Below are 23853 nucleotides of genomic sequence, written 5' to 3'. Positions count from 1 at the left end.
GCGTTGAACGGTACGGCACTCCGTTCTCCCCTGACTGGCGGACCAGCCGACCACCGAGACATTCAAGTTATCGTTCAAACTAAAACATTTGCGTTAAAGGCCACTTAATGGCGGAACAACTCAATTTGCACTGCCGATTCCGCTTTTCCTGACGCCCCGAATCCCCGAAAATGGCGCATGATCATCAAGCAGCTCTCCGAGACCCTGATCAACCAGATTGCCGCAGGCGAAGTCATCGAACGCCCTGCAAGTGCGGCAAAGGAACTGATCGAAAACGCCATTGATGCCGGGGCCACCCGCATCGAGATCGCCACCGCCGGCGGCGGCAAGACACTGTTGCGCGTCATCGACAATGGATGTGGCATGACGCCGGAAGACCTGGAACTTTCGATCCGGCGTCACTGCACGTCGAAAATCAGTACAACCTTGTTCGACATCCGATCTCTCGGTTTTCGCGGAGAAGCCCTGCCTTCAATTGGCTCCGTCGCCAAACTCACGATTACCAGCCGTCCGGCTGGAGCGACGGCTGGCGCTGAAATCAGTGTGCTTGGCGGCAAGGTGATGCCGATCAGACCGGCAGCCGCCAATCCCGGAACGACAGTCGAGGTTCGCGATCTCTTTTTTGCCACGCCGGCGCGGCTCAAATTCATGAAGAGCGAGAAGGCGGAAGCGGCGGCCATTACCGAACTGGTGAAGCGAATGGCCATTGCCTTTCCATCCATCCGATTTGTGCTGTCGGGCACGGATCGATCGACGCTGGAACTTCCCTCCACAGGGGATGACCATCTGGCGCGGATTGCTCAGATTCTGGGTGCTGACTTTCGCGACAATGCGATTGAACTGGATGCCGCGCGTGAAGACGTAACACTGACCGGTTTCGCAGGAGTGCCCACCTTCAACCGGGGGAACTCCGGCCATCAATATGCCTTCGTCAATGGTCGCCCGGTACAGGACAAGCAGATCCTGTCTGCCATCCGCGGCGCCTATGCCGAAACCATTCCGCAGGGTCGCTATCCGGTTGCAGTTCTTTCCCTGTCCCTTGATCCTGAACTGGTGGACGTCAATGTGCATCCGGCAAAATCCGACGTGCGGTTTCGCGATCCGGGACTGGTGCGGGGACTGATTGTCGGCTCCATCCGACAGGCCCTCCAGCGGGAAGGAGACCGGGCTGCAACAACATCAGCCGGTGGGATGCTGCGCGCCTTTCGGCCAGGCTATGCACCGCCCCCTCGGGCCAACTGGCAGGCCTCGACTTCGCCATCACGACCGTTTTCCGATGAATGGCAAAGGGATGCGGGACGGCGGCAGCCTCCGAGTTCTCCATTCTCGTTTGGAGAAACGCCGCAAACCGCCTTTTCAACCATGGTTCAACCGGCAGCGCGCGCTGAGGCATTGGAAGTCAAAGCGTCGGAGACAGAGGCTGCGTCTGAAAGCTCCTTCCCGCTCGGCGCTGCCAGAGCACAGGTGCATGAAAATTACATCGTGGCGCAGACGCATGACGGTCTGGTGATTGTCGACCAGCATGCCGCTCACGAAAGGCTGGTCTTTGAACAGATGCGCAAGGCCTTGACCGGGCGGCGTTTGCCTTCGCAGGGATTGCTGATCCCCGAGATCGTCGATCTGCCGGAAGAGGACTGCGACCGCCTTATGACGCGCGCTGTAGATCTGGAACAGCTGGGCCTTTCGGTCGAACGATTTGGCCCTGGAGCGATTGCTGTTCGGGAGACGCCGGCGATGCTCGGCGAGATGGATGTCGCGGGGCTGATCCGCGACCTCGCAGACGAGATTGCCGAATGGGATACCGCCGATGGTCTTTCTGCACGGCTGGACCATGTGGCGGCAACCATGGCCTGCCATGGCTCGGTGCGCTCCGGGCGCCGGCTGAGGGTCGAGGAGATGAATGCGCTTTTGCGCCAGATGGAACAGACGCCAGGCTCCGGCCAATGCAACCACGGTCGTCCGACCTATGTCGAACTCAAGCTCTCCGACATCGAGCGGCTGTTCGGGCGAAGCTGAAAATGCTGGAAATATGCCGGTGGTCGCGGTAATGCAGTTTCGTGACAGGCGCAGGAGATCAGGTATGAACCGTTTCGAAAGCAGCGGCAATCGCGAGGCGAAAATCCGCTACCTCGATGGAGATTTCCAGATCCTTGCCCCCGGCAACCATGTTGTCTGTGCCATTACCGGGAAGCCTATTCTGGTCGACGAGCTGAAATACTGGAGTGTCCTACGCCAGGAGCCCTATGCGGACGCCAGTGCTTCGCTGGAAGCCGAGAAGCGCGCTGGCGCCCTTCCCAACCAGACACGCTAAGCCGTTCTGCAGCTTCTGACTGAGCTATCGACTGCCATTCTTGGAAGTGCCGGACAGTAATCGCTGACGGCAAGCCCTGATCGCCTGATCCAGGATCAAGTTCGGCGCTGCGGGATCATCGAAGGCCATTTCCACCTCAACCACCCGGCTTCTTTCGGCAAGTTCTGCCGTTTCTCCGTGTCCACCGGTCAGCCGGACATGATCCTTAGCGGTTGTGACAAGCTGCAGTCCCTGCCGTTCGGCTCGCCGGAGCAGATCGGCAACCTCATCTTCGGCGAGATGGTGATGGTCGGGGAAGGCCTGCCGATCGACAATCTCCACACCTATCTGTGTGAGGGTCCGATAAAATTTGCCGGGATCGGCAATGCCGGCAAAGGCCAGCACACGGCGACCGTTCAAATCTTCCGAGGCAGAGGGTCTGATGTTCGCGACCATAACGGCCTTGCCGGCTCTGGAGGCCTGACGAACCAACATATCCGCAGCATTTCCATTACCAACCTTCAGAATGGCATCGAGAAACTGCATCTGGGTCCGGATCGGCGCCCGGACAGGTCCGGCGGGCACACCGAAACCATTGCCGATGCCGCGATGGGTATCAATGACCACAAGCGCATAGTCGACCACCAATCTGGCGCTCTGGAACCCGTCATCCATGATGATGATGTCGGCGCCTTCAGCGATCAGTTTTTCAGCTCCGGCCACCCGTCGCCTGGAAATGACCGTCAACCCCTCCTTTGCAAGGAGCAGAGGTTCATCGCCAACGGCGGACGCGCGATGATGACGTGGGTCCACGATCGTGGTGACATCAAGCGAGCCACCATAACCCCGGCTCAAGAAACCCGGCTTCAAACCCTTTGCTGTTGCCGCCCGTCCCAGGGCAATGGCTGTGGGCGTCTTGCCCGCGCCGCCGACCGTGAAGTTCCCGACACAGATCACAGGAACAGGCACCGAATGGCGGTTCTTCCGGCGCATGACCGTTGCCGCCACCTGACCATAAACCAGGGCAAAAGGCGCCAGCCCATAGGCTCGCCAATCCGCTTCCGTCCACCAAAAGGGTGGTGCTTCAGAAACCATACAGGCTCACTCTCACTGTCAAATGCAGCATCATCGCTGTTTCCAGGCGACAAAAACACCGCATATGAGACTTTCGTCAAGTCAAGCAGTTCAAAATGGGACAGTCAGGGGGCTGCAAGCAGAGCCTCAAGCTGGGTGACATCCTCAAGAATGCAATCTGCAAGACCGCTCAATGTCTCACGCGATCCGGTCCCCGAGAGGACACCTATCTTCAGCCCGGCACCAGCGTTGATACCCATCTGCAGATCGTGATTATTGTCGCCTATCACGGCAACTTCGGTCGGATGCAGGCCCGTTGCAGAGCAAAAGCCGAGAACCATGCCGGCTTCCGGCTTGTATCCGTGACCGCTGTCATAACCGGCAATGAAATCAACATACTCAATGATCCCCAATCGCGTTGCCGCAATACGGATCGAGCGTTCATTATCACTTGACGCTATGCCAAGTTTCAGGCCCTTCGCATGAAGGCTAGAAAACAATGGCGCAAGATCGGCGACAGGAACCGAGAACTCCGCCGCTTTGGCAAAACAGTCATCAATTCGGGGTATCAGCGTTTCAAGCGGCAGTAGGGCACCAGCTGCGACCATTCCCTCTGCAATCTCCACGGTATTGCCTGCAGCAAAGAGGCTGTCGGCAGCAATGTCACCCGTAACGGGGTCCATGCCACAGACGAGGAGAAGTCGATCGGCCAGATCCTGATCGCCAGCGGCCGCCATCAACGCGACTTCTCGGTTGACCGGCCCCCAACTGGCGTCGAAGTCGAGCAATGTGCCGTCCTTGTCGAACACAATGCCGGCAATCGACTGCACTGCTGCCATGAAGAAATTCCCCAAAGGTCTTGGTGCTAGGTTCCGCTGACAGCGCGCGGTGCAAGCCTCGCCTTGACGGTCAACGGATTGATATAGGGTTCAAGCCCCTTGAGCGTCGCCATCAGGGCGCCCCGCATTTCCTGCATGCTCTCGACACCCGCATCCATCATCTTGATCCGGGCGAGATCATTGGTCATCAGGAAATGGACGGCTTTCGCCAGCATCTCGGTGTCCTTGACAATGCGGGCGGAGCCGGCACGCAACAGCTTCTGGTAGCTTTCACGGAAGTTGCTGACCTGCGGACCTGAAAGGACTGCACAACCCAGCATGGCCGGTTCAAGCGGGTTCTGCCCACCCTCTGCCGACAGGGAACGACCGACGAAAGCGATCTCCGTGAGCCTCAGATAGAGCCCCATTTCGCCGATCGTATCGCCGAGGAAGATATCCGTTTCCGGGGTGATCGGATCATTGCGGGAGCGGCGGGCGACATTCACGCCACGCTCCACCATCATGGCCTCGATCTCGTCAGCCCGTTCCGGATGGCGCGGAACGATGATCGTGAGCAGGCCGGTATGGGCCTTCAGCGCCCGATGCACCATGACGGCGCTTTTCTCTTCGCCATCGAAGGTGGAGATCGCTGCCCAGGTCTTGCGTGAGCCGACCTGTTTTCGATAGCGCTCGAGGACAGTCTCGTCGCAAGGGGGTGCATCGCCATCCACCTTGATATTACCGGAGACGGAAACCGGCCAGGACCCAAGGTCGCGAAAGCGCTCGGCGTCAACATCAGATTGTGCAATTACGAGAGCGAGCTTGCCGAACAGGGCTTCGGCCACTGCCTGGCGCTTCTGCCAGCGAGCAAAGGACCGGTCGGACATGCGGGCGTTCACAAGGATCTGGGGGATTTGTCGCCGACGCAGTTCAAGCAGCGTTGTCGGCCAGATTTCGGATTCGACGGCAATGGCGGCGTCAGGCTGCCAGTAGTCGAGGAAACGACGAACGGCCGGCCTGAGATCCAGCGGCACATATTGGTGCATGACGGTATCGCCAAGCCTTTTGCTGGCGACTTCCGCCGATGTGACCGTACCGGTCGTCAGCAGGACATTGATGTCACGGCGACGGAGTTCACGCATCAACGGGATGACAGCTACCGTCTCACCGACACTGGCGGCGTGAACCCAGACCAGGGGACCGAAAGGACGCGGTACGCTGGGATGGCCGAAGCGTTCGTCGCGACGCGCCCGATCCTCTTTCCCCTTTGATGTTCTGTAAGCCAGGACTGATCCAGCAAGCGGATAGGCCGCCAGACCGGCCCACCCGTAAGCCGCAAGCACGACCTTTGCCAGACCGTCGCTCAACGTCATGGTAGAACTCTGCTTACTAAGGTCGACAAGGTTTCATGCCCTTTCAGGAGGCGGAACATGCTTTGAAAAGCCATTCAACAGAACTTGGTTCAAAGCATGACCATGGCACAGCACTTCATGGCGCGCCAACCGGCAAATCGGATCAAACCAATATTTATTGCCCCTTGTCGCTCGGATTAAGCAAACGGTGCATGTGAACAATGAAATAGCGCATGTGTGCGTTGTCCACGGTGGCCTGGGCCTTGGCCTTCCATGCTACGAGAGCGCTGTTGTAATCGGGAAAAATGCCCACGATATCGAGGCTGTCGAGGTCGCGGAACTGGACCTGTTCCAGATTGGAGAGCTCACCGCCAAAAACGAGGTGGAGCAGCTGCTTGTTGTCATTGGAATCCGTCATTTCGGTCCTATCCCCTTCAATTTCAGCTTGGCTTTCCTCTGCGCGATTTCCCCGAAAAGGTCAACTCCGGGAAATTCGTGTAAGCCCTTTCACAAGCTCGGGCCAGACGGCACCCGAGGCGGCGCAGAGTTCTTCATGCGTGACGCTTTTCCGGTTATAGATCAGCGCCTCGCCATCGAGATCGGTCAATCGCCCTCCGGCCCGCGTCAGGATCAGATCTGCGGCGGCGAGATCCCAATCATGGGAGTTCGGCAAGACCAGCGTCGCATCGAGCCGACCATCGGCAACAAGCGCCAGCCGGTAGGCCAGCGACGGCACATGGGCGACGCGTTCAATACGCGGTCGAAGCGCGGGGGAAAAACGGGCCACCATGTCCTGTGCGGACGCGACTTTCAGGTGTTGCCGAGCATCGGGATTAGAGACCGTGATGGTCTCACCATTGCGCATGGCAGGTCCGTCAATCCAGGCCGTGAATTCTTCGTTCAGCGCAGGTGCCACCAGCACGCCTGCCACGGGGGCACCCTTGTGCACAACGGCTACGCTGATGCACCAGGTCTGCTTGCCGGCAATGAAGGCGCGCGTGCCGTCGATCGGATCAACGACGAACAAGGTCTCACAGGACAGGCGCGCCGGATCGTCATCGGTTTCCTCGGAGAGCCAGCCATAGCTTGGACGCGCCGGGCGAAGGTGCGCTTCCAGAACCTGGTTGGCTGCGTAATCGGCAGCGCTAACGGGTGAGCGACCTTCATTCTTCCACCAGACTTCCGGTTCCTGCCCGAAGAAGCCGAGAGCAATACGTCCAGCTTCGCGCGCCGCGCTGCGGATCAGTTCAAGATCGCCAGCCCAGTTGAAGCTGTCATCCGGGGCTTTGCTCTCAGGTTCCAGCAAGTGTCATGCCTTCAATGGCAAGGGTGGGAGCCGCAACGCCGAATTTGCGATCAATGTCGTTGGCCAGCGTCACGCGCATGAACATGTCCTTCAGGTTCGAGGCGATGGTGACTTCCGAGACCGGATAGGTCAGTTCGCCATTCTCGATCCAGAAGCCGCTGGCGCCGCGACTGTATTCGCCCGTGATCATGTCGACGCCCTGGCCAATCATGTCGGTGATATAAAGACCAGTGCCAACCTGGCCGATCAGCTCCTCTGGCGTCATATCGCCGGGTTCCAGCGCCAGATTGGTGGATGAGGGAGACACATTCGTCCCGCCACGCACACCGCGTCCATTGGTCTTCAGGCCCAGCTCACGAGCCGTGCCGGAAGACAGGAACCAATGTTTCAGGACGCCGTCTTCGATCATTGTCAGCGGCTGTCCGCTCACCCCTTCGCCATCGAAGGGACGCGACGACGACCCCCGCACCTTCAGCGGATTGTCCGTGACGTTCAGGCCTTTTTTCAGGACCTGTTGTCCCATCTTGTCGCGCAGGAAGGAGGTCTTTCGCGCCACCGATGCGCCATTGATGGCACCTGCGATATGGCCGACGAAACCACGGGCTACACGGGGATCGAAGACAACGGTCAAATTCGATTGAGTCGGGACCTGACGCGGATTGAGGCGCTTGATCGTGCGTTCTGCGGCACGTCGTCCGATGACTTCGGCGTCGTCGAGGTCGGCAAAATAGAGGCGGCTGTCGAAATCGTGGTCGCGCTCCATTTTCGTGCCCTCACCGGCGATCACACCGACAGAGCGACTAAAACGGGAGCCCATATAGCTGCCTGAAAAGCCGTGGGAGGTAACAAGAACAAGGCCGCCCATTCCGGCCGAGGCACCAGCTCCCAAAGAGTTGGTCACGCCATCGACGGCGCGTGCGGCCTCCTCCATGGCAAGCGCGCTTTCACGCAAAGCATCGCTGGACACCTGAGTGGGGTCAAAAAGCTCGAGATCCGGATAGGTGCGCGCCAGATCCTGCTCATCTGCCAGGCCGGCAAAGGGGTCTTCAGGTGAAACCTTGGCCATGGCCACTGCACGTTCTGCCAGGGCAGCGAGGTCAAAGCCCGGATTGGCCGAGACACTGGCGACCTTGTTGCCGACGAAGACGCGGAGCGAAAAATCATCGCTTTCTGAAGCTTCAGTCGATTCGACCTTGCCCATCCGTACACTGACGCCCTTGGAGCGAGAACGCACGACGACGGCATCGGCGCGATTGGCACCGGCCTTCCTCGCCAGATCGACCAGTTGTTCGGCTCGATCAAGCAGATTTTCAGACTGTATTTCGCTGGTCATGAAGTGGCCTTTCGCTAGAGCTCCATTTATTGTGCAATGCCATGAGCATCAAGGGTGGCACGTGCATTTCCCGTTCACGAGCCCGACACGATCCGGCAGGAGAGACAATTGGCCACGGCAGCTGAAGCATTATTCACCGAACCACTGCTGTTGCTTGGGGGGGCCGTGATTGCAGCACCGATCTTCCGGAAGCTGGGGCTGGGTACCGTTCTCGGTTATCTCGCGGCGGGCGTCGTGATCGGCCCGGTTCTAAACCTGATCGGCGGTACGGGCGATATTCTGGCGGTCGCTGAACTGGGTGTGGTCTTGCTCTTGTTCATCATCGGACTGGAACTGAAGCCCAGCCGCCTGTGGCACATGCGACGTGACATTTTCGGACTGGGGACCGCACAGGTGGTTCTTACCGGGCTGCTCCTGACTTCCGTCGCATTTGCGACCGGCTTGCTTGACTGGCGTGCCGCGCTTGTCGCGGGTTTCGGGCTCGCGCTGTCTTCAACAGCCTTCGCGCTACAGCTGCTCAATGATAATGGCGACATGAACAGCCGCTACGGGCAGAGGTCGTTCTCCATCCTTCTGTTCCAGGACATAGCCATCGTTCCACTGCTTGCCATGGTCAGCATCATCGGCACGCAGGGTAGCGGCGGGGGCTCCTCACCAATCGTGGAGATTGCTATCGCGGTCGGTGCCGTGGTTGCGATGATCCTTGCCGGTCGCTACCTGCTGACACCGATGTTCCAGATCATCGCGCGAACCGGTGCGCGCGAGGTGATGATCGCAGCTGCCCTCTTCGTGGTTCTGGGGTCCGCTTATCTGATGCAAATCAGCGGTCTTTCCATGGCCATGGGCGCATTTCTCGCCGGGGTCATGCTGGCCGAATCCTCCTATCGCCATGAACTGGAGGCCGATATCGAGCCCTTCCGCGGCATCCTGCTTGCGCTATTCTTCATGGCCGTCGGACTTTCGATGGACCTGCAGGTCATCGTGGACAATGTCTGGCTGATCGTGGCAGCCGTACCGCTTCTTCTCGGATTGAAGGCCCTCGTCCTTTACGGGCTATGTCGCTTTTCCGGCTCGGACCACAATGACGCAATCCGGATCGCCCTGCTCCTGCCGCAAGGTGGGGAGTTCGGCTTCGTTCTCTTCACCACGGCAACAACGGCGGGCGTTGCGAGTGTTGCTACGTCCTCGCTACTCATATCGATCGTGACGCTCTCCATGGCACTTACACCCTTTGCCACAATGCTCTCTCGCCGGTTGATGACAAACGAGAGCGACAAGGAGGAACTGGAGGAGGACTTCGACGGAGCGGGATCGGATGTCCTGATGATCGGCTTTTCCCGTTTCGGACAGATCGCTGCGCAGATCCTGCTTGCCAGCGGGCGCGACGTGACCATCATTGATGATTCAGCCGATCGCATCCGTCAGGCAGCGGCCTTTGGTTTCCGGATCTATTTCGGTGACGGAATGCGCCTCGACGTGCTGCGTGCAGCTGGCATCGAAAAGGCCAAGATCGTTGCCGTTTGCACGCATAAGAAGGAGATCACCGATCGTATCGTGGACCTTATCCGGGCGGAGTATCCCGATGTTCGACTGTTCGTGCGCTCCTATGATCGGGTTCACTCACTGTCGCTTCGTTCGCGGGATGTAGAGTATGAATTGCGGGAGACATTCGAGTCCGGCCTGCTGTTCGGACGCAAGGCTCTGGAGGGGCTTGGCGCCTCGGAAGAGACGTCTTACGAGATCGGCGAGGACATCCGCCGGCGCGATGAGCAGCGCCTTCGCCTCCAGGCACAGGAAGGGATATTGGCGGGACGGGACCTGATGCATAATCGCCCGGTCAAGCCGGAGCCGCTGATCAAGCCGAAGCGTATTCACGCGCCCGAGGGAGAGGATGGTCCCCTCGTCCATGAAGATGAGCTCGGCCCTCGCGGCTGAGCCCACGGATCAGCCGGATCAATGCCGTGCGCGAGCGGTGATCTTTGCATCCAGCTCGCGCTTGAAGGGGTCGCGCAGGCTTTCAGCAGCCTCAAGGATCTGACGGGCCTTCAGGAAATCGAGAACCCGAAACTCGTTGACGTTTGGCCGTAGAAAAATGTCTGGTGCTCCAAGCTTCAGCTTCAAAGCGATGTTGGATTGCATCATCAGCTGCGACGCACCGAACAGGCTGTCAATTCTGTTCGGCATCTGGGAAACATGGCCGACAGGGCCACCGACGACATCGACCCCGATGATGATATCAGCATCTTGCTGAATATGGTCATAGGGAACCGGATTGAAGATGCCGCCATCAATCATCAGCCGTCCGTTGATCGTCACCGGCCTGAACAGCGCCGGGATTGCGGCTGACGCAGACACGGCAAGACGCAGATCTCCGGAGCGTGAAACCAGTTCCGCCTGCCCATAATAGTCAGTCGAAACCGTCAGCAATGGCACGCTGAGCTGCTCGAATTTTTCGGGGATCTGTTCCGGCAGAAAGGCTGCGAGAATTCGCTCCAGATTGAACTGTCCGAGACGAAATCCCCCAAGCGCATCGCGCATGCTGGCGGGCCGCAGCCCCCAGAGGCGGTTGAGCACCAGGTTGCGATTGTCAGCGAGGTTCAGGCTGTAGTCCCTGATCTCCTTGCCACTCATCCCAGCGGCATAGCCGGATCCGATGATCGCCCCCATGGATGAGCCCGCGATGATCGACGGTCTGACGCCGAGTTCATCCAGCGCTTCAAGGACAATGATATGGGATAGGCCGCGCGCGCCGCCTGCCCCAAGAGCAAGACCTATGGTTGGATCGGCGGACTTGACCTCAGGAGCTTCTGATGTGGTTGCGACATGCTGCATCAGGCTGCTCCTGAAAAGTTGAGTATCAGGCCGGTTTATAGGAAAAGAAGTACATTTTCGTGTCACCGAACCCGCGCTCCTCGATGAAGGAGAAGACGGGGTCTACGGAAATCATCACATCGGCACGCTCTTCCAGGATGGCCAGCGCTCCCGGCAGCAGCCAACCACCTTCATGAGCCGCCAGAAAGGCTTTTTCGCCAAGCCCTTTGCCATAGGGCGGATCTGCAAAAAGGATGTCAAATGGGTCGATGTTGTTGGCAGGGCCAAGACTTGTGGCATCGCGCCTCAATATCCGGGCCCGGCCATGCAGGCCGAGAGCTTCGATGTTTTCCCACAGCAGGCTGCGTCCCTCGACACTGTTTTCCACGAAAAGGGCGGACTTGCAGCCCCTCGATATGGCTTCGAGACCGACGGCTCCGGTTCCTGCGAAGACATCAAGAATACGGGTGCCGTCAAGGGCTCCTGCATGGGCGTGGGCAAGAATATTGAAAAGGCTTTCACGCGTCCGATCGGTTGTCGGCCGGATAGCGTTTGATTTCGGGGTCGCCAAAGCGCGACCCCTGAACTCGCCGCCGACAATCCGCATTCCCGATTACCTCTTGCCCTTGGCCGGTCCACGACCACCGCCAGACGACGGACGACCACCTGGCTTGCCGGATGGTTTACCGCCAAAGCCTTTCCCGCCAGACGGCTTTCCACCAAAGCTCTTGCCGCCGCCCGGCTTGCCACCAAAGGACTTGCCGGCAGGTTTGTCTCCGAAAGGTTTTCCGCCACGTGGCTTGTCACCAAAAGGTTTTGCACCGCGCGGCTTGTCGCCGAACGACCGCTCGCCACTGGAACGTTCGCCTCTGGTCGGTCTGTCGCCAAAGTCCCTGCGCGGACCTCGGTCCTCTCCGTCCCGACGCGGGCCGCGCCCGGACCTTTCAGCGAAGTCGCGCCGGGCACCACGGTCCCCCCGATCACCACGCTCAGCACTGTCGCGACGAGGTCCGCGATCGCCAAAGCCGCCCCGCCGGTCGTCTCGACCACCAGCCTTCTTGTCAGGACCTTCGGCGCGGATCCACTCGCCTTCATCATCGCGGGCGCGGCTGATCTTGACGGTCGAGGTCGAACGATCATCAAACCGGTCCACTGGCTTGTCGGCGCGCAGATCAGGCTTGCGCCTTGCGGCGGCCGCAGCGGCCTTTTCGCCAAGCGGACGTGCGCCCGGTGCCATCCAGACATTGGTGGTCCGGTTCTTGGCTCCTGCAGGTGCTCGCTTCGACTTGTCTGCAGATTTGTCAGCGAACCTGTCGCCACTGTCACGACGCGTGTCAAGGCGGTCGAGCGCCCGTTCGCGCTGGTCCTCGCGCTTGCCACCTCCGCGTGGAGCACGGGAAGCACGGGGCTTTTCCTCACGTCCCCACTCGGCCTTCTGAGGCTTGGCTTTGGCCTTCGGCTCGTCTGCATCTTCCTCGACTGCGCCACCACCGGCATAAATCGGGGCATCGAAATTGGCCTTGGCATCTTCGATCAGTCTTGGACCGAGCTGGTCGCGCAGCATGCGACCGCGCACTTCCATGACCTTGCCTTCCGGCAGATCACCGAGCTGGAACGGGCCGTAAGAGATACGGATCAGGCGATTGACCTCAAGACCAAGCGCGCCAAGCACATTCTTGATCTCCCGGTTCTTGCCTTCGCGCAGACCCATGGTGATCCAGACATTGTGGCCCTGCTTGCGGTCGAGCGTTGCGTCTATTGAACCGTAGAGAACGCCGTCGACGGCAATGCCTTCCTTCAGCTTGTCGAGATCGGCCTGCTCCACTTCGCCATGGGCGCGCACCCGGTAGCGGCGCAGCCAGCCTGTCGTCGGCAGTTCCAGCACGCGGGCAAGGCCGCCGTCATTGGTCAGCAGCAGCAGACCCTCGGTATTGATATCGAGGCGGCCGATCGACATGACGCGAGGAAGATCATCAGGGAGATTCTCGAACACGGTGGGGCGACCTTCCGGATCGGAATTGGTCGTCACCAGTCCTGCGGGCTTGTGGTAGAGCCACAGACGCGTGCGCTCGATGCCGCGGATCGGCTGCCCGTCGACTTCGATCTTGTCATTGAGCGTCGCGTTCACGACCGGCGTATCAAGGACCTTGCCGTTCAGGGCGACGCGACCGTCCATGATCATGCGCTCGACATCGCGACGCGAGGCAATGCCGGCACGGGCAAGGAGCTTGGAAATGCGTTCCGGCTTCTGCGCGTCGTCTGCAGCAACTGCAGCGGGGCGCGAGGCTCGATCCGGCTTGGACTCAGAGGATGATTTGGGCTTGCGCGATATCGGCTTGCCGCTGCGTGCAGCAGGTTTGCCTGCGGGACGCCTGGACTTGTCTTTGAATGTCATTTGCTGTTTGCCTGTCATTTGGGCTGTCCTATCAGGTCCCGGGGTCCGGGTTAAGCGGAAAGTTTGAGCATGATGAAGACAAACGGCTTCATGGAGGCCGCATTTGCAGAGGCCACGGCAGCCGGCGCACGTGGTGAGGTGCCGATCGGGGCCGTGGTCGTGCGTGACGGGATGATCATCGGGCGCGCAGGCAATGAAACCCGCGCACTGAACGATGTGACCGCACATGCCGAAATTCTTGCAATTCGCAGGGCGGCAGCCGCTGTCGGTGACGAACGCCTGTTGGATGCCGATCTCTATGTAACCCTGGAACCCTGCACAATGTGTGCGGCTGCGATTTCCTTCGCACGCATCCGTCGCCTCTATTACGCAGCCAGCGATCCGAAAGGTGGTGGTGTGGAACACGGGGCGCGGTTTTATACCCAACCCACTTGCCACCATGTCCCGGAGGTCTATTCCGGCATCCGCGAGAGTGAGGCGGCAGAGATGCTCAAGGCGTTCTTCCACGACAGGAGAGAGGCATGACGACTTGGCTTCCAATCGTCTCGGTGACGATCATGGTGCTGCTCGCGGCCTGTGCCTATCGGCGGATAGCGCCCGGTGAACGCGTTTTACCGATGCAATGGACCTTAAAGGGGAAGGTCAGCTGGTCAGCCCCGCTCGGTCTTGCTGTCAGGTCTCGGGCCCCTTTGCCAGATCCTACAGCTGTGGCTCACGCAGGTCTGGTACCGGACAAAAAACCTGTAGGTTTCGGGGGAGTTCAGACTGCCATCCAGTCCTCATAAAGGACGACCCGGTTTCTTCCCTGCGCCTTCGCCCGGTAGAGGCTCGCGTCAGCGGAACGATAGAGTTCGTCCATGATACACGGGGTATCAGCCACGCAGCACCCGATACTGATGCTGAGTGTCACGGAACGCCCTTCGTGTATGAGATTAATCTGCGATACGGCGTCACGGATCGCCTCCGCCTTCCTGAGCATCTGCGCTTCGTTCACATCCTTCAGGAGAACAGCGAATTCCTCACCGCCAAATCTGCCCCATTGACCATTGCGGCCGACTTCTTTGCTGAGAACCGCCGCAATTGCACGCAGGGCTTCATCGCCGACAGCATGACCAAAACCGTCATTGACCTGCTTGAAATGGTCCATGTCGGCAATCATCAGCCCTACGGCTTGGCCGGATGTTGCACATGCTTCTTCGATCAGGCTGACAAGGGCTCCCCGGTTCAAACCACCGGTCAACCCGTCTGTGCGTGCCTGAACTGCCAGTTCCGCATGAAGACTACGCAACTCTTCATGGCTCTTTTGCAGTTGAGAATGCGCCAACTGGAGCTCGTCACGTGCGCGTGCCAGCAGTTCGCGCTGATGAAACTGCCAGACCGTTGTCGGCGCAGCAATTAAAAGTGGGCAAATCACCCCCAACCAGAAGCCTGGACTGCCCGGCGTGATACCAAGCACCGGAGTGAGGAGCAACATGATCAGGACGGATGCAACAACGGCTCGCGCCGTCGCAAGCGCAGCTTTCCTGATCGTTGTTGTACTAAAGGGGATCATCTCAACCCACAAACAGCTGATGTCAGCCAGCCGCCGCGTCGAATGGTGAAGCATCGTGTTTTCCAGCGGCAAAGGCTGCAAGTCTGTCGCCGGACAGCCGGTAACGGATCCATTCTGTCTGCGGTTCTGCCCCAACGGCATCATAGACCCTTATCGCGGGCTCGTTCCAATCCAGCACACTCCATTCAAAGCGACCGCAGCCCTTGTCAACAGCGATGCGCGCAAGATGTTGCAAAAGCAGCTTGCCGGCGCCGGAGCCGCGATAGTCGGGCGACACATATAGATCTTCCAGGTAAAGACCGTTCCTCGCCTGCCAGGTCGAATAGTTATAGAACCAGACGGCGAAGCCGGCAGCCACGCCATCAGCCTCGAGAATGGCCGCTTCTGTGACCGAGCCTTCACCAAAGATCGACTGCCGGATGGAATCCTCGGTTGCCTCCACCTCATGGCCAGCCTTTTCATAAACGGCGAGTTCCATGATGAAGCGCAGGATGACGGCAGCATCATCGGGTGCTGCAGGACGGATGGTGAATGGCATGGGAATATCCATAGAAAAGGGCAGGCCGTTTCCGTCCTGCCCGATATATCTTTGACAGAATGGGGTTACTGGAAGGGCATCCACCAGTTGCGGCCCTGTTGCGCGGCCTTGGCTTCCTTCATCCGGCGCTTTTCCTTCTTCTGCTCCGGCTCGCCAAGGTCGCTTAACGCTGCCTCATTCGTCAACCGGTACTCGGTCGGCGGATCGGAAAGGAAACGGCGCTGATCGAGATAGGCGCCCTGCTGGATACGCCTTGCATCACGGAAAGCCTGCCACTTCTGCGTTTCCGTCATCGTTCCTGCCGTGCCATAGCCGGCAAGTAGCGGCGAACGGTAACGCGGATCATCGGCATTGGCATCGGCTTCAGCAACGAGACGCTGACGCGCTTCTTCCGGTGTCTCCAGCCATTCCGGATTTTCCTTGCTGGCAAGCGACTGCTGCGGGGTTACAAGCTGGGCACGCGCTGTGGAGGGCGGAAGGACCAGATCAGGGCGCGGATTGTACTTGGTGTTTTTGTTGGCTGGCTCTTTGCCGGTGACGGATACGGCGGAGCCCACGTCCTCAACAAGCTGCTCCATGGCCGTCTTGTCGGTGCCGTAGGTTGGGCTACCAACGCAGCCGGTCAGGCCAAGCATGATACCGAACAGCCCGGTCATCCCCACGCCAACTCTCAACAGATATGCCGATTTCATGGATGTCTTCCAGCCTCGTCGTAAAACGTCTCGCCAAATACATTGACACGACTTTGCCATGTCAGTCGAATTCGGCCAATTTCAGGCAGTTTTACCGGATGACCCGCGAAAGCGCAAATCATCCGGTCACTTTTCCTCATTTCAGCGCCGCAAGCTCACGCAAGGCCTTGGCATCGCGCGCCGAAACATCCGGGTAGTCGGGATCAGAGCCGACATCTTTGGTGACCCGCCAGGAGCGGGCGCAACGCGTGCCTTCGGCCAGCTTCGGCTCGACGGTGACCTTCGTGCCATCATCCAGACGGAAGGCCTCTGCCGGCCCCTCGCCTGCGACAACGGCGATATCCGAGGTGATGCAGATTTCGGCGAAATCAAGCCCGTCGAGCGCCTTCAAAAGCTCGGCATCGCCGACATGGACGACTGGCGCCGCTTCCAGCGAGGAGCCGATGCGCTTTTCCTTGCGCTCGATTTCGAGCGCGCCAGTGACAGCGCGGCGGACAGTGCGAACCTTTTTCCACTTTTCCGAGACAGCCTCGTTCTGCCATTCAGCCGGGATCACCGGAAACTGTTCGAGATGCACGGACTCGGCGGACGGATCACGGCTCAGCCATGCCTCTTCCGTGGTGAAGGGCATCATCGGCGCAAACCACAGGACCAGGCAGTCGAACAGCTTGCGAATAACCTGCAAGGCAGCACGGCGCTTCAGGCTGGAGGGAGCCTCGCAATAGAGCGTGTCCTTGCGGATGTCGAAATAGAAGGCAGAGAGTTCGACATTGGCGAAATCCGACAGGGCGCGGACGATGCGCTTGAAGTCGAATTCGTCATAGGACTTGCGGACCAGCTGGTCGAGTTCCGCCAGGCGATGCAGCATCAGCTTTTCGAGTTCCGGCAGATCGGCATAGGCAATCTCGTCGCCATGGTCATGGGCGAGCGTGCCGAGCATCCAGCGGACCGTGTTGCGGATCTTGCGGTAGGCGTCGATGTTGGTCTGGATGATCGTCTTGCCGAGGCGCTGGTCTTCGGCATAGTCGGTCGACATGACCCAGAGGCGCAGAATATCGGCGCCGGATTCCTTCATCACATCCTGCGGCGTCACCGTGTTGCCGAGCGACTTCGACATCTTGCGACCGTCTTCCGCCATCGTGAAGCCGTGGGTGATGACGGCGTTATAGGGCGCACGGCCACGCGTGGCGCAGCTTTCGAGCAGTGAGGAATGGAACCAGCCGCGATGCTGATCGGAGCCTTCCAGATAGACATCCGCCGGCCACTTGAGATCCGGGCGATCTTCCAGCGTGAAGGTATGCGTCGAGCCCGAGTCAAACCAGACGTCGAGGATGTCGGTGACCATCTGCCACTTGTCACCATCATGCTCGCCGGCGAGGAAACGCTCCTTGGCGCCTTCGGCGAACCAGGCGTCGGCCCCTTCCTTCTCGAAGGCTTCGAGGATGCGTGCGTTGACCTTCTCATCCTTCAGCACATTGCCTTCGGCATCGGCGAAGACGCAGATCGGTACGCCCCATGCTCTTTGACGGGAAAGAACCCAGTCCGGGCGCTGCTCGATCATGGCACGCAGGCGGTTCTGGCCACCGGCAGGGACGAAGCGGGTCTGATCGATGGCCGAGAGCGCGCGGGTGCGCAGCGTTGTGCCGTCGCCGAGTTCCTTGTCCATGTAGACAAACCACTGCGGCGTGTTGCGGAAGATGACCGGCTTCTTGGAGCGCCAGGAATGCGGATAATCGTGCTTGATGCGGCCGCGGGCAAAGAGGTTGTTGGCCGCGATCAGGGCTTCGATGACGCGCTTGTTGGCGTCGCCCTTCTTGCCGTTGTCGTCGAGCACACGCGCGGCCCCGCCTTCGGCGGAGGGTCCGAAACCGGGAGCGTCTTCGGTGTAGAAGCCGGCGTCATCGACCGGGAACGGGATCTTCGTGTCGATGCCACGGGCTTCGAGAGCCTTGGAATGGCCCATCCAGGCATCAAAGTCTTCGCGACCATGCGAGGGCGCCGTGTGGACGAAACCGGTACCGGCGTCGTCGGTGACATGGTCGCCATCGAGCAGGGGCACATCGAAGGTGTAGCCGAGATCCTTGAGAGGATGCGCGCAGGTGATAGCGGCGAGTTCATCCGCCGAGACCTGACGCAAACGCTCAAATTCCAGCTTAGCCTTGGCAAAGGCATCGGTCGCCAGCTTGTCTGCAAATATAAGCTTTTCACCCGGCTGCGGGCCAAAATCATTCGCGGCTGCCGTCACTTCGTAAAGGCCGTATTCGACGCGCGAAGAGTAGGAGATCGCGCGGTTTCCCGGAATGGTCCAGGGGGTGGTCGTCCAGATGACAACGGAAGCGGTCAGCAACTCAGCAAACTCGGCTTCTACGTCTGCAGGCTCAACATCCTCACCTTGCTTCTTGAGGATTTCGGCAATCGCGACAGTCTGGTCGGCAAAACCCTCACGCCTAATGGCCACAACCGGAAACTTCACCCAGATCGTATCGCTCTCGACCTCGGCATATTCCACCTCAGCTTCAGCCAGCGCCGTGCGCTCGACAACCGACCACATGATCGGCTTGGAACCACGATAGAGCTGGCCGCTCATGGCGATCTTCAGGAGTTCGCCGGCGATGCGGGCTTCCGAATGGAAGGCCATGGTCGTGTAGGGATTGTCGAAGTCGCCCTCGATGCCCAGGCGGCGGAACTCTTCGGCCTGGACATTGATCCAGCCTTGCGCGAAGTCACGGCATTCCTGGCGGAACTCGTTGATCGGGACCTCGTTCTTGTCCTTGCCCTTGGCGCGGTATGCTTCCTCGATCTTCCATTCGATCGGCAGGCCGTGGCAGTCCCAGCCAGGGACATAGTTCGAGTCATAGCCGCGCATCTGGAAGGAGCGAGTGATGACGTCTTTCAGCACCTTGTTCAGCGCATGGCCGATATGGATATTGCCGTTGGCATAGGGCGGGCCGTCATGCAGGACGAATTTTTCGCGGCCGGCGGCAGACGCGCGCAAGCGCTTGTAGAGGCCCATCTCCTTCCACTTCTTCGCCATTTCCGGCTCCTTCTGGGGAAGGCCGGCGCGCATCGGGAATTCGGTTTCGGGCAGATAGAGGGTTTTGGAATAGTCGAGTTTTTCAGGGGTATCGGTCATGATCTTGCCATTGAAGGGCGGTCGCTTCGACCGCGCATGGAAATGGGATTAAGCGGTGACGGAGCGCGCTTGCGGGAACAAGCGCCAAAAACCCGGACCTTCCGGCAGCTCTCAAAGCGCGCGGAAGGCCGGGCCAATAATTCGCCGGGAAAAGGTCAGCCGAACCTTGGTCATGGCTCGGTTGTCTATGTGTTTTTGCGCAAAATGGAAAGAGGTTCCGCGCAAAGAATGTGGCGCCAGCCGCTCAAGCCACCTTGCTGCGCCCGGCAAAGAAATCGGCATTGGAGATTTGCCGGGCAATGAGGATGCCGGTCAGCAGGGCGGCGATGAAGATGAAGGCCGAGCTGTCGCCGAGACCCAGCGCCGGAATGGCAGCACCGGGACAAAAGCCGGCGATCCCCCAGCCGATCCCGAACGTGGCCGAGCCGCCAACCAGCTTGCCATCAATCTGGCGGGCCTTGGGCAGCTTGAATTCCGGGCCGAAGACGGGTGCGCTGCGCTTTCGGAAAATCACGGCATAGCCGGGCACCGCGACCAGCAAAGCGCCAGCCATGACGAAGATCAGGCTCGGGTCGAATGTGCCTGCAAGATCAAAGAAGTTCAGCACCTTGGCGGGGTTTGCCATACCCGAAATGACGATGCCGAGACCAAAGAGGGAGCCGATGAGGAAGACGACAAGATAGCGCATCGGGGTCTCCTTAGAATACGTGGCGGATGAGGAAGGTGGTCAGGAAGGCAAAGGCCATGAAGGTCAGCGTGGCGACGATGGACCGCCGCGAAAAACGCGCCATGCCGCAAATGCCGTGACCGGAGGTGCAGCCCGAGCCGAAGGTCACGCCAATACCGGTGATGATGCCGCCAATAATCAAGGCTGCCGCGGACACCGGCACATCGTAATCCACAGTCCCGCCAGCAAACACGAAAAGCGCCGGCGCCAGAACGGCTCCTGCAAGAAATGCGGCCTTCCACTTCCAGTCCGGATCAAGAGGCGGCAACAACCCGCCGATAATAGCGGTCATGCCGGCAATGCGGCCCCAGCTCAGCATCAGGAGAACCGCCGAGAGGCCGATCAAGAGGCCACCGGCAAAGGACATCAAAGGCGTGAATTCCGTCACTTCTACGCTCCAGCAATATGGAAATCGACCGCAGCAGAACACGCTTCGGCCAGCACATAGACGGATAAATATGTATATATGCGACTGTCTTCAATTCACATTCGCGACAGCGGAAAGGATTGTGCAAGCAGTCCCTGCATTCGTCAGAAAGTGATCCTGGCGTCGATCTCGCTGATCGGCTGAACGCCAGAGAGCAGTGCTCGGGATTCTTCTGCGTCCTTGTGGATCTGGGCGACCATTGGGTCCAGACCTTCGAATTTCCACTCGTCGCGCAGACGACCGAAGAAGGAGACGGAGCAGATCTCGCCATACAGATCGCCAGAAAAATCGAAGAGGAAGGTTTCGAGAAGCGGCGCACCCTCCTCCGTTACGGTCGGGCGATAGCCGAAGCTTGCCACGCCATCATGAAGGCTACCATTGGCTCTACGGAAACGCACCGCATAGATACCGGGGCGAAGGCTTGTTTCAGGAGCGAGCGCCATATTGGCCGTCGGAAAGCCGAGAGTGCGCCCCAGTTGCTGACCCTTGATGACTTCGGCCTCAACCGTGAAGCGGTAGCCGAGAAGACCGGCCGCTTCACTCACATTGCCTTCACCGATCAACAGGCGGATACGGCTGGAGGAGACAACATCTGCGCCCTCATCTCGGAAAGCATCGACCAGTGTCACGTCGAAGCCGTGACGTCGTCCGGCCTCCATCATATAGGCGGGGCCACCCTCCCTGCCCTTGCCGAAATGGAAGTCAAAGCCGGTGACCACTTCCGATGCGCCAAGCCAGTCAACCAGGATGGACTGGATGAAATCTTCTGCCGAACGCTGGGAGAAGGGCCGATCGAACGGGTATTCGATGACCGAATGGAAGCCCATGACCTCCAGGATGCGAGCTCTCAGAGGCGCAGGCGTCAGGCGGAAAACCGGCATATCCGGATTGAAGACCGAGCGCGGATGGGGTTCGAAGGTCAGGACCAGAGCCGGCACGCCTCGGGCTTCTGCAAGTGCCAGCGCACGACCGAGGACGGCCTGATGCCCGCGGTGGACACCATCGAAATTGCCGATTGCAATTACGCCGCCCTTCAGTTTTTCGGGCAGCGGATCCTTCTTCTCATTCCGATGGAAAACGGTCATTTCGATCTAGAACCTCAGGCCAGTCTCGGCATCCAGAACTTCGGCGCGGCATTTTCCCGGGCGAGAAATGCGTGCAGTTCGGCCTCATCGGTCTGGCCGTTCGGGCTATATTCTGCAGCGTGGATGCCTGCCGAAATATAAAGAAGGTCAAAGCCGGCATCGATTGCGCCACGCACATCGGTCGGCATGCCATCGCCAATGGCAAGCACCTTGGAAAGATCGATTTCCTTGCCGCGCGCCTCCTTGGCGGCTGCCATCGTGGCCTCGTAAATGGGGCGATGCGGCTTGCCGGCAATGCGGGTGGAGCCGCCAAGCGTCTGGTAATAGGCGGCGACGGCACCGGCGCATGGAATAATGCGATGACCGCGTTCAACAACCAGATCGGGATTGGCACAGATGAACGGCGCATCACGCGCAACGAAACGCGTCAGCATGTCGTGATAGTCTTCGGGGACTTCCGTCTCATCATCAAAGAAGCCCGTGCAGACGATGGCTTCCGCGTCCGCTTCGCCCGTCACGTCCACGTCAAGGCCATCGAAGAGTGGCATGTCGCGCTCGGGGCCGAGAAGAAACACCTTCTTCGGCCCGACCGCGATCAGGTTGCGTGTGACATCGCCCGAAGTGACGATCCGGTCATAGGCACTGTCGGCCACTCCGATTGCGCGAAGCTGCAGGATGACGCCGGGTGCCGGACGCGGGGAATTGGTGATGAGAACGACGGTCGTCCCCGCTTCCCGCGCCGCCGTCAACGCCTCTGACGCCGCCGGGAAGGCGTCAATGCCGTTATGCAGGACACCCCAGACATCGGAGAGGATCACGTCGTAGCTTCCGCTCACGTCGGCAAGGGTGGAGATGCGCTGGGCCATTGTCAGTCCTGAGGTTCAAATGTCGTGGGGTGACATGGCAAAGGAACAGCGCCAAGGCAAGGGCTAAAGGGAGAATTGGCGGGCTGGGCCCGCCAAACGGGCATCAAAGCACCAGCCTTGCGACAAGGCCGAGAAGAGCCGAGACAATCAGGGTTCGTCCGATGCCCTGATGAAAACGGAAGATCATCAGGGCCGAAATGACCGCGATGACGAGCGCTGCCAGATCCATGGACGCAAAGTCGGGGCGCGGCATCGAAACACTGAGACCAGCCACCTGCAACAGGGTGACATCCTCGATCCGGGTGAAGACCACATGCAAAGCAAACCAGACAGCCAGGTTCAGAATGACGCCGACTACGGCTGCCGTGATTGCCGAAAGAGCGGCATTCAGCCGCCTGTTGCCGCGCAGGCGCTCCATGTAGGGCGCTCCGGCAAAGATCCAGATGAAGCTTGGAACAAAGGTCGCCCAGGCCGTGATTAGACCGCCTGCAAGCCCCGCCATCAAGGGGTGCATAATGCCGGGATCGCGAAAGCCGGCAAGGAAGCCGACATAGGAAAGGACAAGCACCAGCGGCCCCGGCGTGGTTTCGGCTAGCGCCAGCCCGTCCAGCATTTCACCTGGCCTCAGCCACTGATATTGCTCGACCGCGACCTGGGCGACATAGGCGAGCACCGCGTAGGCCCCGCCGAAGGTCACCAGCGCCATCTTGGCGAAGAGGGCAAACACATCAGACAGCGCGCCTTCACCCAGCGCAAGCGCTAGAATCGGGAATGGTGCGAGCCAAAGGATGATCCAGAACAGCAGGACCGCAAGTTGGCGGTGGAAAGCCGGGCGATAGGACCGGTCCGAAGGCTCGTTGCCCTGCACGGGGTCCGAGACGCTTACGGGACGCGAAAAGAACAATCCGGCTAAACCCGCCACCAAGACGACCAGCGGAAAGGGAAGCGCGAGGAAAAAATGCGCGATGAAGGCAAGAGCCGCCAGAAACCGGTGAAAGCCGGATTTCAACGCGCGCTTGCCGATGCGGATCACGGCCTCCACCACAATGGCAAGAACGGCCGCCTTCAAACCGAAAAACAGGCCGGCAAGCAGTGTCGTCTCCTGATAGACGGCATAGAGGCCCGAAAGCGCGAGAATGACGACGAGCCCGGGCAAGACGAAAAGCAGGCCAGCCACGATGCCACCACGCACGCCGTGCAACAGCCAGCCGATATAGGTCGCCAATTGTTGCGCTTCGGGGCCCGGCAAGAGCATGCAGTAGTTCAGCGCATGCATGTAACGGTCTTCGGGTATCCAGCCCTTTTCCTCCACGCAAATGCGATGCATCAGGCCGATCTGGGCTGCCGGCCCGCCGAAGCTCATCAGGCCGATCTTCGCAAAGGTGAATGTCAGTTCCTGAAAACTCGGCCGATGTGGCGTTGCAGGGGCAGAATGGATCACGCGCAATTCCTCA

At 59.5% G+C, this 23853-nt stretch carries 22 protein-coding genes; 4 read left to right on the top strand and 18 right to left on the bottom strand.

Annotated features, from left to right (window positions below):
- Positions 1-177 precede the first annotated feature (177 nt).
- Positions 178-2016, top strand: a complete 1839-nt coding sequence (mutL, locus tag FE840_RS08255; protein ID WP_138285333.1) for a DNA mismatch repair endonuclease MutL — start codon at positions 178-180, stop codon at positions 2014-2016.
- Between the two features lie 64 nt (positions 2017-2080).
- Positions 2081-2311, top strand: a complete 231-nt coding sequence (locus FE840_RS08250) for a DUF2093 domain-containing protein (RefSeq protein WP_138285334.1) — start codon at positions 2081-2083, stop codon at positions 2309-2311.
- A gap of 24 nt (positions 2312-2335) precedes the next feature.
- On the opposite strand, the gene lpxK is transcribed toward FE840_RS08250, so the two are convergent.
- The 6 genes from lpxK to FE840_RS08220 form a co-directional block, all read right to left on the bottom strand.
- Positions 2336-3385 carry a tetraacyldisaccharide 4'-kinase gene (gene lpxK, locus FE840_RS08245; protein WP_138285335.1) on the bottom strand — a complete coding sequence of 350 codons (1050 nt, stop codon included), beginning with the start codon at positions 3383-3385 and terminating at the stop codon, positions 2336-2338.
- A 104-nt stretch (positions 3386-3489) separates the two neighbouring features.
- Positions 3490-4203, bottom strand: a complete 714-nt coding sequence (locus FE840_RS08240; protein WP_138285336.1) for an HAD family hydrolase — start codon at positions 4201-4203, stop codon at positions 3490-3492.
- Positions 4204-4229: 26 nt separating this feature from the next.
- Positions 4230-5555, bottom strand: a complete 1326-nt coding sequence (gene waaA, locus FE840_RS08235) for a lipid IV(A) 3-deoxy-D-manno-octulosonic acid transferase (RefSeq protein ID WP_425502191.1) — start codon at positions 5553-5555, stop codon at positions 4230-4232.
- A 154-nt stretch (positions 5556-5709) separates the two neighbouring features.
- Positions 5710-5952, bottom strand: a complete 243-nt coding sequence (locus tag FE840_RS08230) for a DUF4170 domain-containing protein (RefSeq protein ID WP_138285337.1) — start codon at positions 5950-5952, stop codon at positions 5710-5712.
- A gap of 60 nt (positions 5953-6012) precedes the next feature.
- Positions 6013-6840 (bottom strand): 3'(2'),5'-bisphosphate nucleotidase CysQ, encoded by an 828-nt coding sequence (locus FE840_RS08225; RefSeq protein WP_246318873.1) that lies wholly within the window; start codon positions 6838-6840, stop codon positions 6013-6015.
- Positions 6827-8173 carry a TldD/PmbA family protein gene (locus FE840_RS08220; protein WP_138285338.1) on the bottom strand — a complete coding sequence of 449 codons (1347 nt, stop codon included), beginning with the start codon at positions 8171-8173 and terminating at the stop codon, positions 6827-6829. The genes FE840_RS08225 and FE840_RS08220 overlap by 14 nt, the downstream gene beginning before the upstream one ends.
- Positions 8174-8281: 108 nt before the next feature.
- Here FE840_RS08220 and FE840_RS08215 point away from each other — a divergent pair, with 108 nt between their 5' ends.
- Positions 8282-10108, top strand: a complete 1827-nt coding sequence (locus FE840_RS08215; protein ID WP_138285339.1) for a monovalent cation:proton antiporter-2 (CPA2) family protein — start codon at positions 8282-8284, stop codon at positions 10106-10108.
- An 18-nt stretch (positions 10109-10126) separates the two neighbouring features.
- Here FE840_RS08215 and FE840_RS08210 read toward each other — a convergent pair whose 3' ends face one another.
- From FE840_RS08210 to FE840_RS08200, 3 genes are read right to left on the bottom strand one after another with little or no spacing between them, the layout of a single operon-like run.
- Entirely contained in the window at positions 10127-11005 is an 879-nt protein-coding gene (locus FE840_RS08210; protein ID WP_138285340.1) for a patatin-like phospholipase family protein, read from the bottom strand.
- Between the two features lie 25 nt (positions 11006-11030).
- The gene (gene rsmD, locus FE840_RS08205) at positions 11031-11591 is read right to left on the bottom strand and encodes a 16S rRNA (guanine(966)-N(2))-methyltransferase RsmD (RefSeq protein WP_138285341.1); all 561 of its coding nucleotides are present in this window, start codon (positions 11589-11591) and stop codon (positions 11031-11033) included.
- 6 nt (positions 11592-11597) lie between these two features.
- Complete coding sequence (locus FE840_RS08200; protein WP_138285342.1) at positions 11598-13379, bottom strand: pseudouridine synthase; 1782 nt, start codon at positions 13377-13379, stop codon at positions 11598-11600.
- Positions 13380-13448: 69 nt separating this feature from the next.
- Between FE840_RS08200 and FE840_RS08195 the strand changes: the two genes are divergently transcribed.
- A complete protein-coding gene (locus FE840_RS08195; protein WP_138285343.1) occupies positions 13449-13904 on the top strand; it encodes a nucleoside deaminase in 456 nt (151 codons plus the stop codon).
- Between the two features lie 235 nt (positions 13905-14139).
- On the opposite strand, the gene FE840_RS08190 is transcribed toward FE840_RS08195, so the two are convergent.
- The 9 genes from FE840_RS08190 to chrA all read right to left on the bottom strand — a co-directional run bounded on the left by FE840_RS08190 (position 14140) and on the right by chrA (position 23837).
- Positions 14140-14931, bottom strand: coding sequence for a GGDEF domain-containing protein (locus FE840_RS08190; protein WP_171033627.1), 792 nt, complete (start codon positions 14929-14931; stop codon positions 14140-14142).
- 22 nt (positions 14932-14953) lie between these two features.
- Positions 14954-15469, bottom strand: coding sequence for a GNAT family N-acetyltransferase (locus tag FE840_RS08185; RefSeq protein ID WP_138285345.1), 516 nt, complete (start codon positions 15467-15469; stop codon positions 14954-14956).
- A gap of 65 nt (positions 15470-15534) precedes the next feature.
- A complete protein-coding gene (locus FE840_RS08180) occupies positions 15535-16161 on the bottom strand; it encodes a hypothetical protein (RefSeq protein ID WP_138285346.1) in 627 nt (208 codons plus the stop codon).
- A gap of 136 nt (positions 16162-16297) precedes the next feature.
- Complete coding sequence (gene ileS, locus FE840_RS08175; RefSeq protein WP_138285347.1) at positions 16298-19294, bottom strand: isoleucine--tRNA ligase; 2997 nt, start codon at positions 19292-19294, stop codon at positions 16298-16300.
- A gap of 244 nt (positions 19295-19538) precedes the next feature.
- Complete coding sequence (locus tag FE840_RS08170) at positions 19539-19982, bottom strand: DUF6691 family protein (RefSeq protein ID WP_138285348.1); 444 nt, start codon at positions 19980-19982, stop codon at positions 19539-19541.
- A 10-nt stretch (positions 19983-19992) separates the two neighbouring features.
- Positions 19993-20409: a YeeE/YedE family protein gene (locus FE840_RS08165; protein WP_171033628.1), complete on the bottom strand. Its 417-nt coding sequence runs from the start codon at positions 20407-20409 to the stop codon at positions 19993-19995.
- A gap of 143 nt (positions 20410-20552) precedes the next feature.
- Positions 20553-21533: a bifunctional riboflavin kinase/FAD synthetase gene (locus FE840_RS08160; protein WP_138285350.1), complete on the bottom strand. Its 981-nt coding sequence runs from the start codon at positions 21531-21533 to the stop codon at positions 20553-20555.
- A 14-nt stretch (positions 21534-21547) separates the two neighbouring features.
- Entirely contained in the window at positions 21548-22399 is an 852-nt protein-coding gene (locus FE840_RS08155) for a TIGR01459 family HAD-type hydrolase (protein ID WP_138285351.1), read from the bottom strand.
- A 103-nt stretch (positions 22400-22502) separates the two neighbouring features.
- The gene (chrA, locus tag FE840_RS08150; RefSeq protein WP_425502207.1) at positions 22503-23837 is read right to left on the bottom strand and encodes a chromate efflux transporter; all 1335 of its coding nucleotides are present in this window, start codon (positions 23835-23837) and stop codon (positions 22503-22505) included.
- Between the last annotated feature and the right edge of the window lie 16 nt (positions 23838-23853).

Source organism: Peteryoungia desertarenae, from assembly GCF_005860795.2.
In the GTDB taxonomy this organism is placed as follows: Bacteria; Pseudomonadota; Alphaproteobacteria; order Rhizobiales; family Rhizobiaceae; genus Allorhizobium; species Allorhizobium desertarenae.
This window is presented reverse-complemented; position numbering and strand designations above follow the sequence as displayed.

Coding starts and splice junctions, on each gene's coding strand:
- FE840_RS08230 (WP_138285337.1), bottom strand. CDS start 5,952: ATGACGGATTCCAATGACAACAAGCAGCTGCTCCACCTCGTTTTTGGC.
- waaA (WP_425502191.1), bottom strand. CDS start 5,555: ATGACGTTGAGCGACGGTCTGGCAAAGGTCGTGCTTGCGGCTTACGGG.
- FE840_RS08240 (WP_138285336.1), bottom strand. CDS start 4,203: ATGGCAGCAGTGCAGTCGATTGCCGGCATTGTGTTCGACAAGGACGGC.
- rsmD (WP_138285341.1), bottom strand. CDS start 11,591: ATGCGGATTGTCGGCGGCGAGTTCAGGGGTCGCGCTTTGGCGACCCCG.
- FE840_RS08180 (WP_138285346.1), bottom strand. CDS start 16,161: ATGAAATCGGCATATCTGTTGAGAGTTGGCGTGGGGATGACCGGGCTG.
- mutL (WP_138285333.1), top strand. CDS start 178: ATGATCATCAAGCAGCTCTCCGAGACCCTGATCAACCAGATTGCCGCA.
- FE840_RS08170 (WP_138285348.1), bottom strand. CDS start 19,982: ATGCGCTATCTTGTCGTCTTCCTCATCGGCTCCCTCTTTGGTCTCGGC.
- FE840_RS08210 (WP_138285340.1), bottom strand. CDS start 11,005: ATGCAGCATGTCGCAACCACATCAGAAGCTCCTGAGGTCAAGTCCGCC.
- FE840_RS08250 (WP_138285334.1), top strand. CDS start 2,081: ATGAACCGTTTCGAAAGCAGCGGCAATCGCGAGGCGAAAATCCGCTAC.
- lpxK (WP_138285335.1), bottom strand. CDS start 3,385: ATGGTTTCTGAAGCACCACCCTTTTGGTGGACGGAAGCGGATTGGCGA.
- FE840_RS08220 (WP_138285338.1), bottom strand. CDS start 8,173: ATGACCAGCGAAATACAGTCTGAAAATCTGCTTGATCGAGCCGAACAA.
- FE840_RS08185 (WP_138285345.1), bottom strand. CDS start 15,469: ATGCCATTCACCATCCGTCCTGCAGCACCCGATGATGCTGCCGTCATC.
- FE840_RS08200 (WP_138285342.1), bottom strand. CDS start 13,379: ATGACATTCAAAGACAAGTCCAGGCGTCCCGCAGGCAAACCTGCTGCA.
- FE840_RS08190 (WP_171033627.1), bottom strand. CDS start 14,931: ATGATCCCCTTTAGTACAACAACGATCAGGAAAGCTGCGCTTGCGACG.
- FE840_RS08155 (WP_138285351.1), bottom strand. CDS start 22,399: ATGGCCCAGCGCATCTCCACCCTTGCCGACGTGAGCGGAAGCTACGAC.
- FE840_RS08195 (WP_138285343.1), top strand. CDS start 13,449: ATGATGAAGACAAACGGCTTCATGGAGGCCGCATTTGCAGAGGCCACG.
- ileS (WP_138285347.1), bottom strand. CDS start 19,294: ATGACCGATACCCCTGAAAAACTCGACTATTCCAAAACCCTCTATCTG.
- FE840_RS08160 (WP_138285350.1), bottom strand. CDS start 21,533: ATGACCGTTTTCCATCGGAATGAGAAGAAGGATCCGCTGCCCGAAAAA.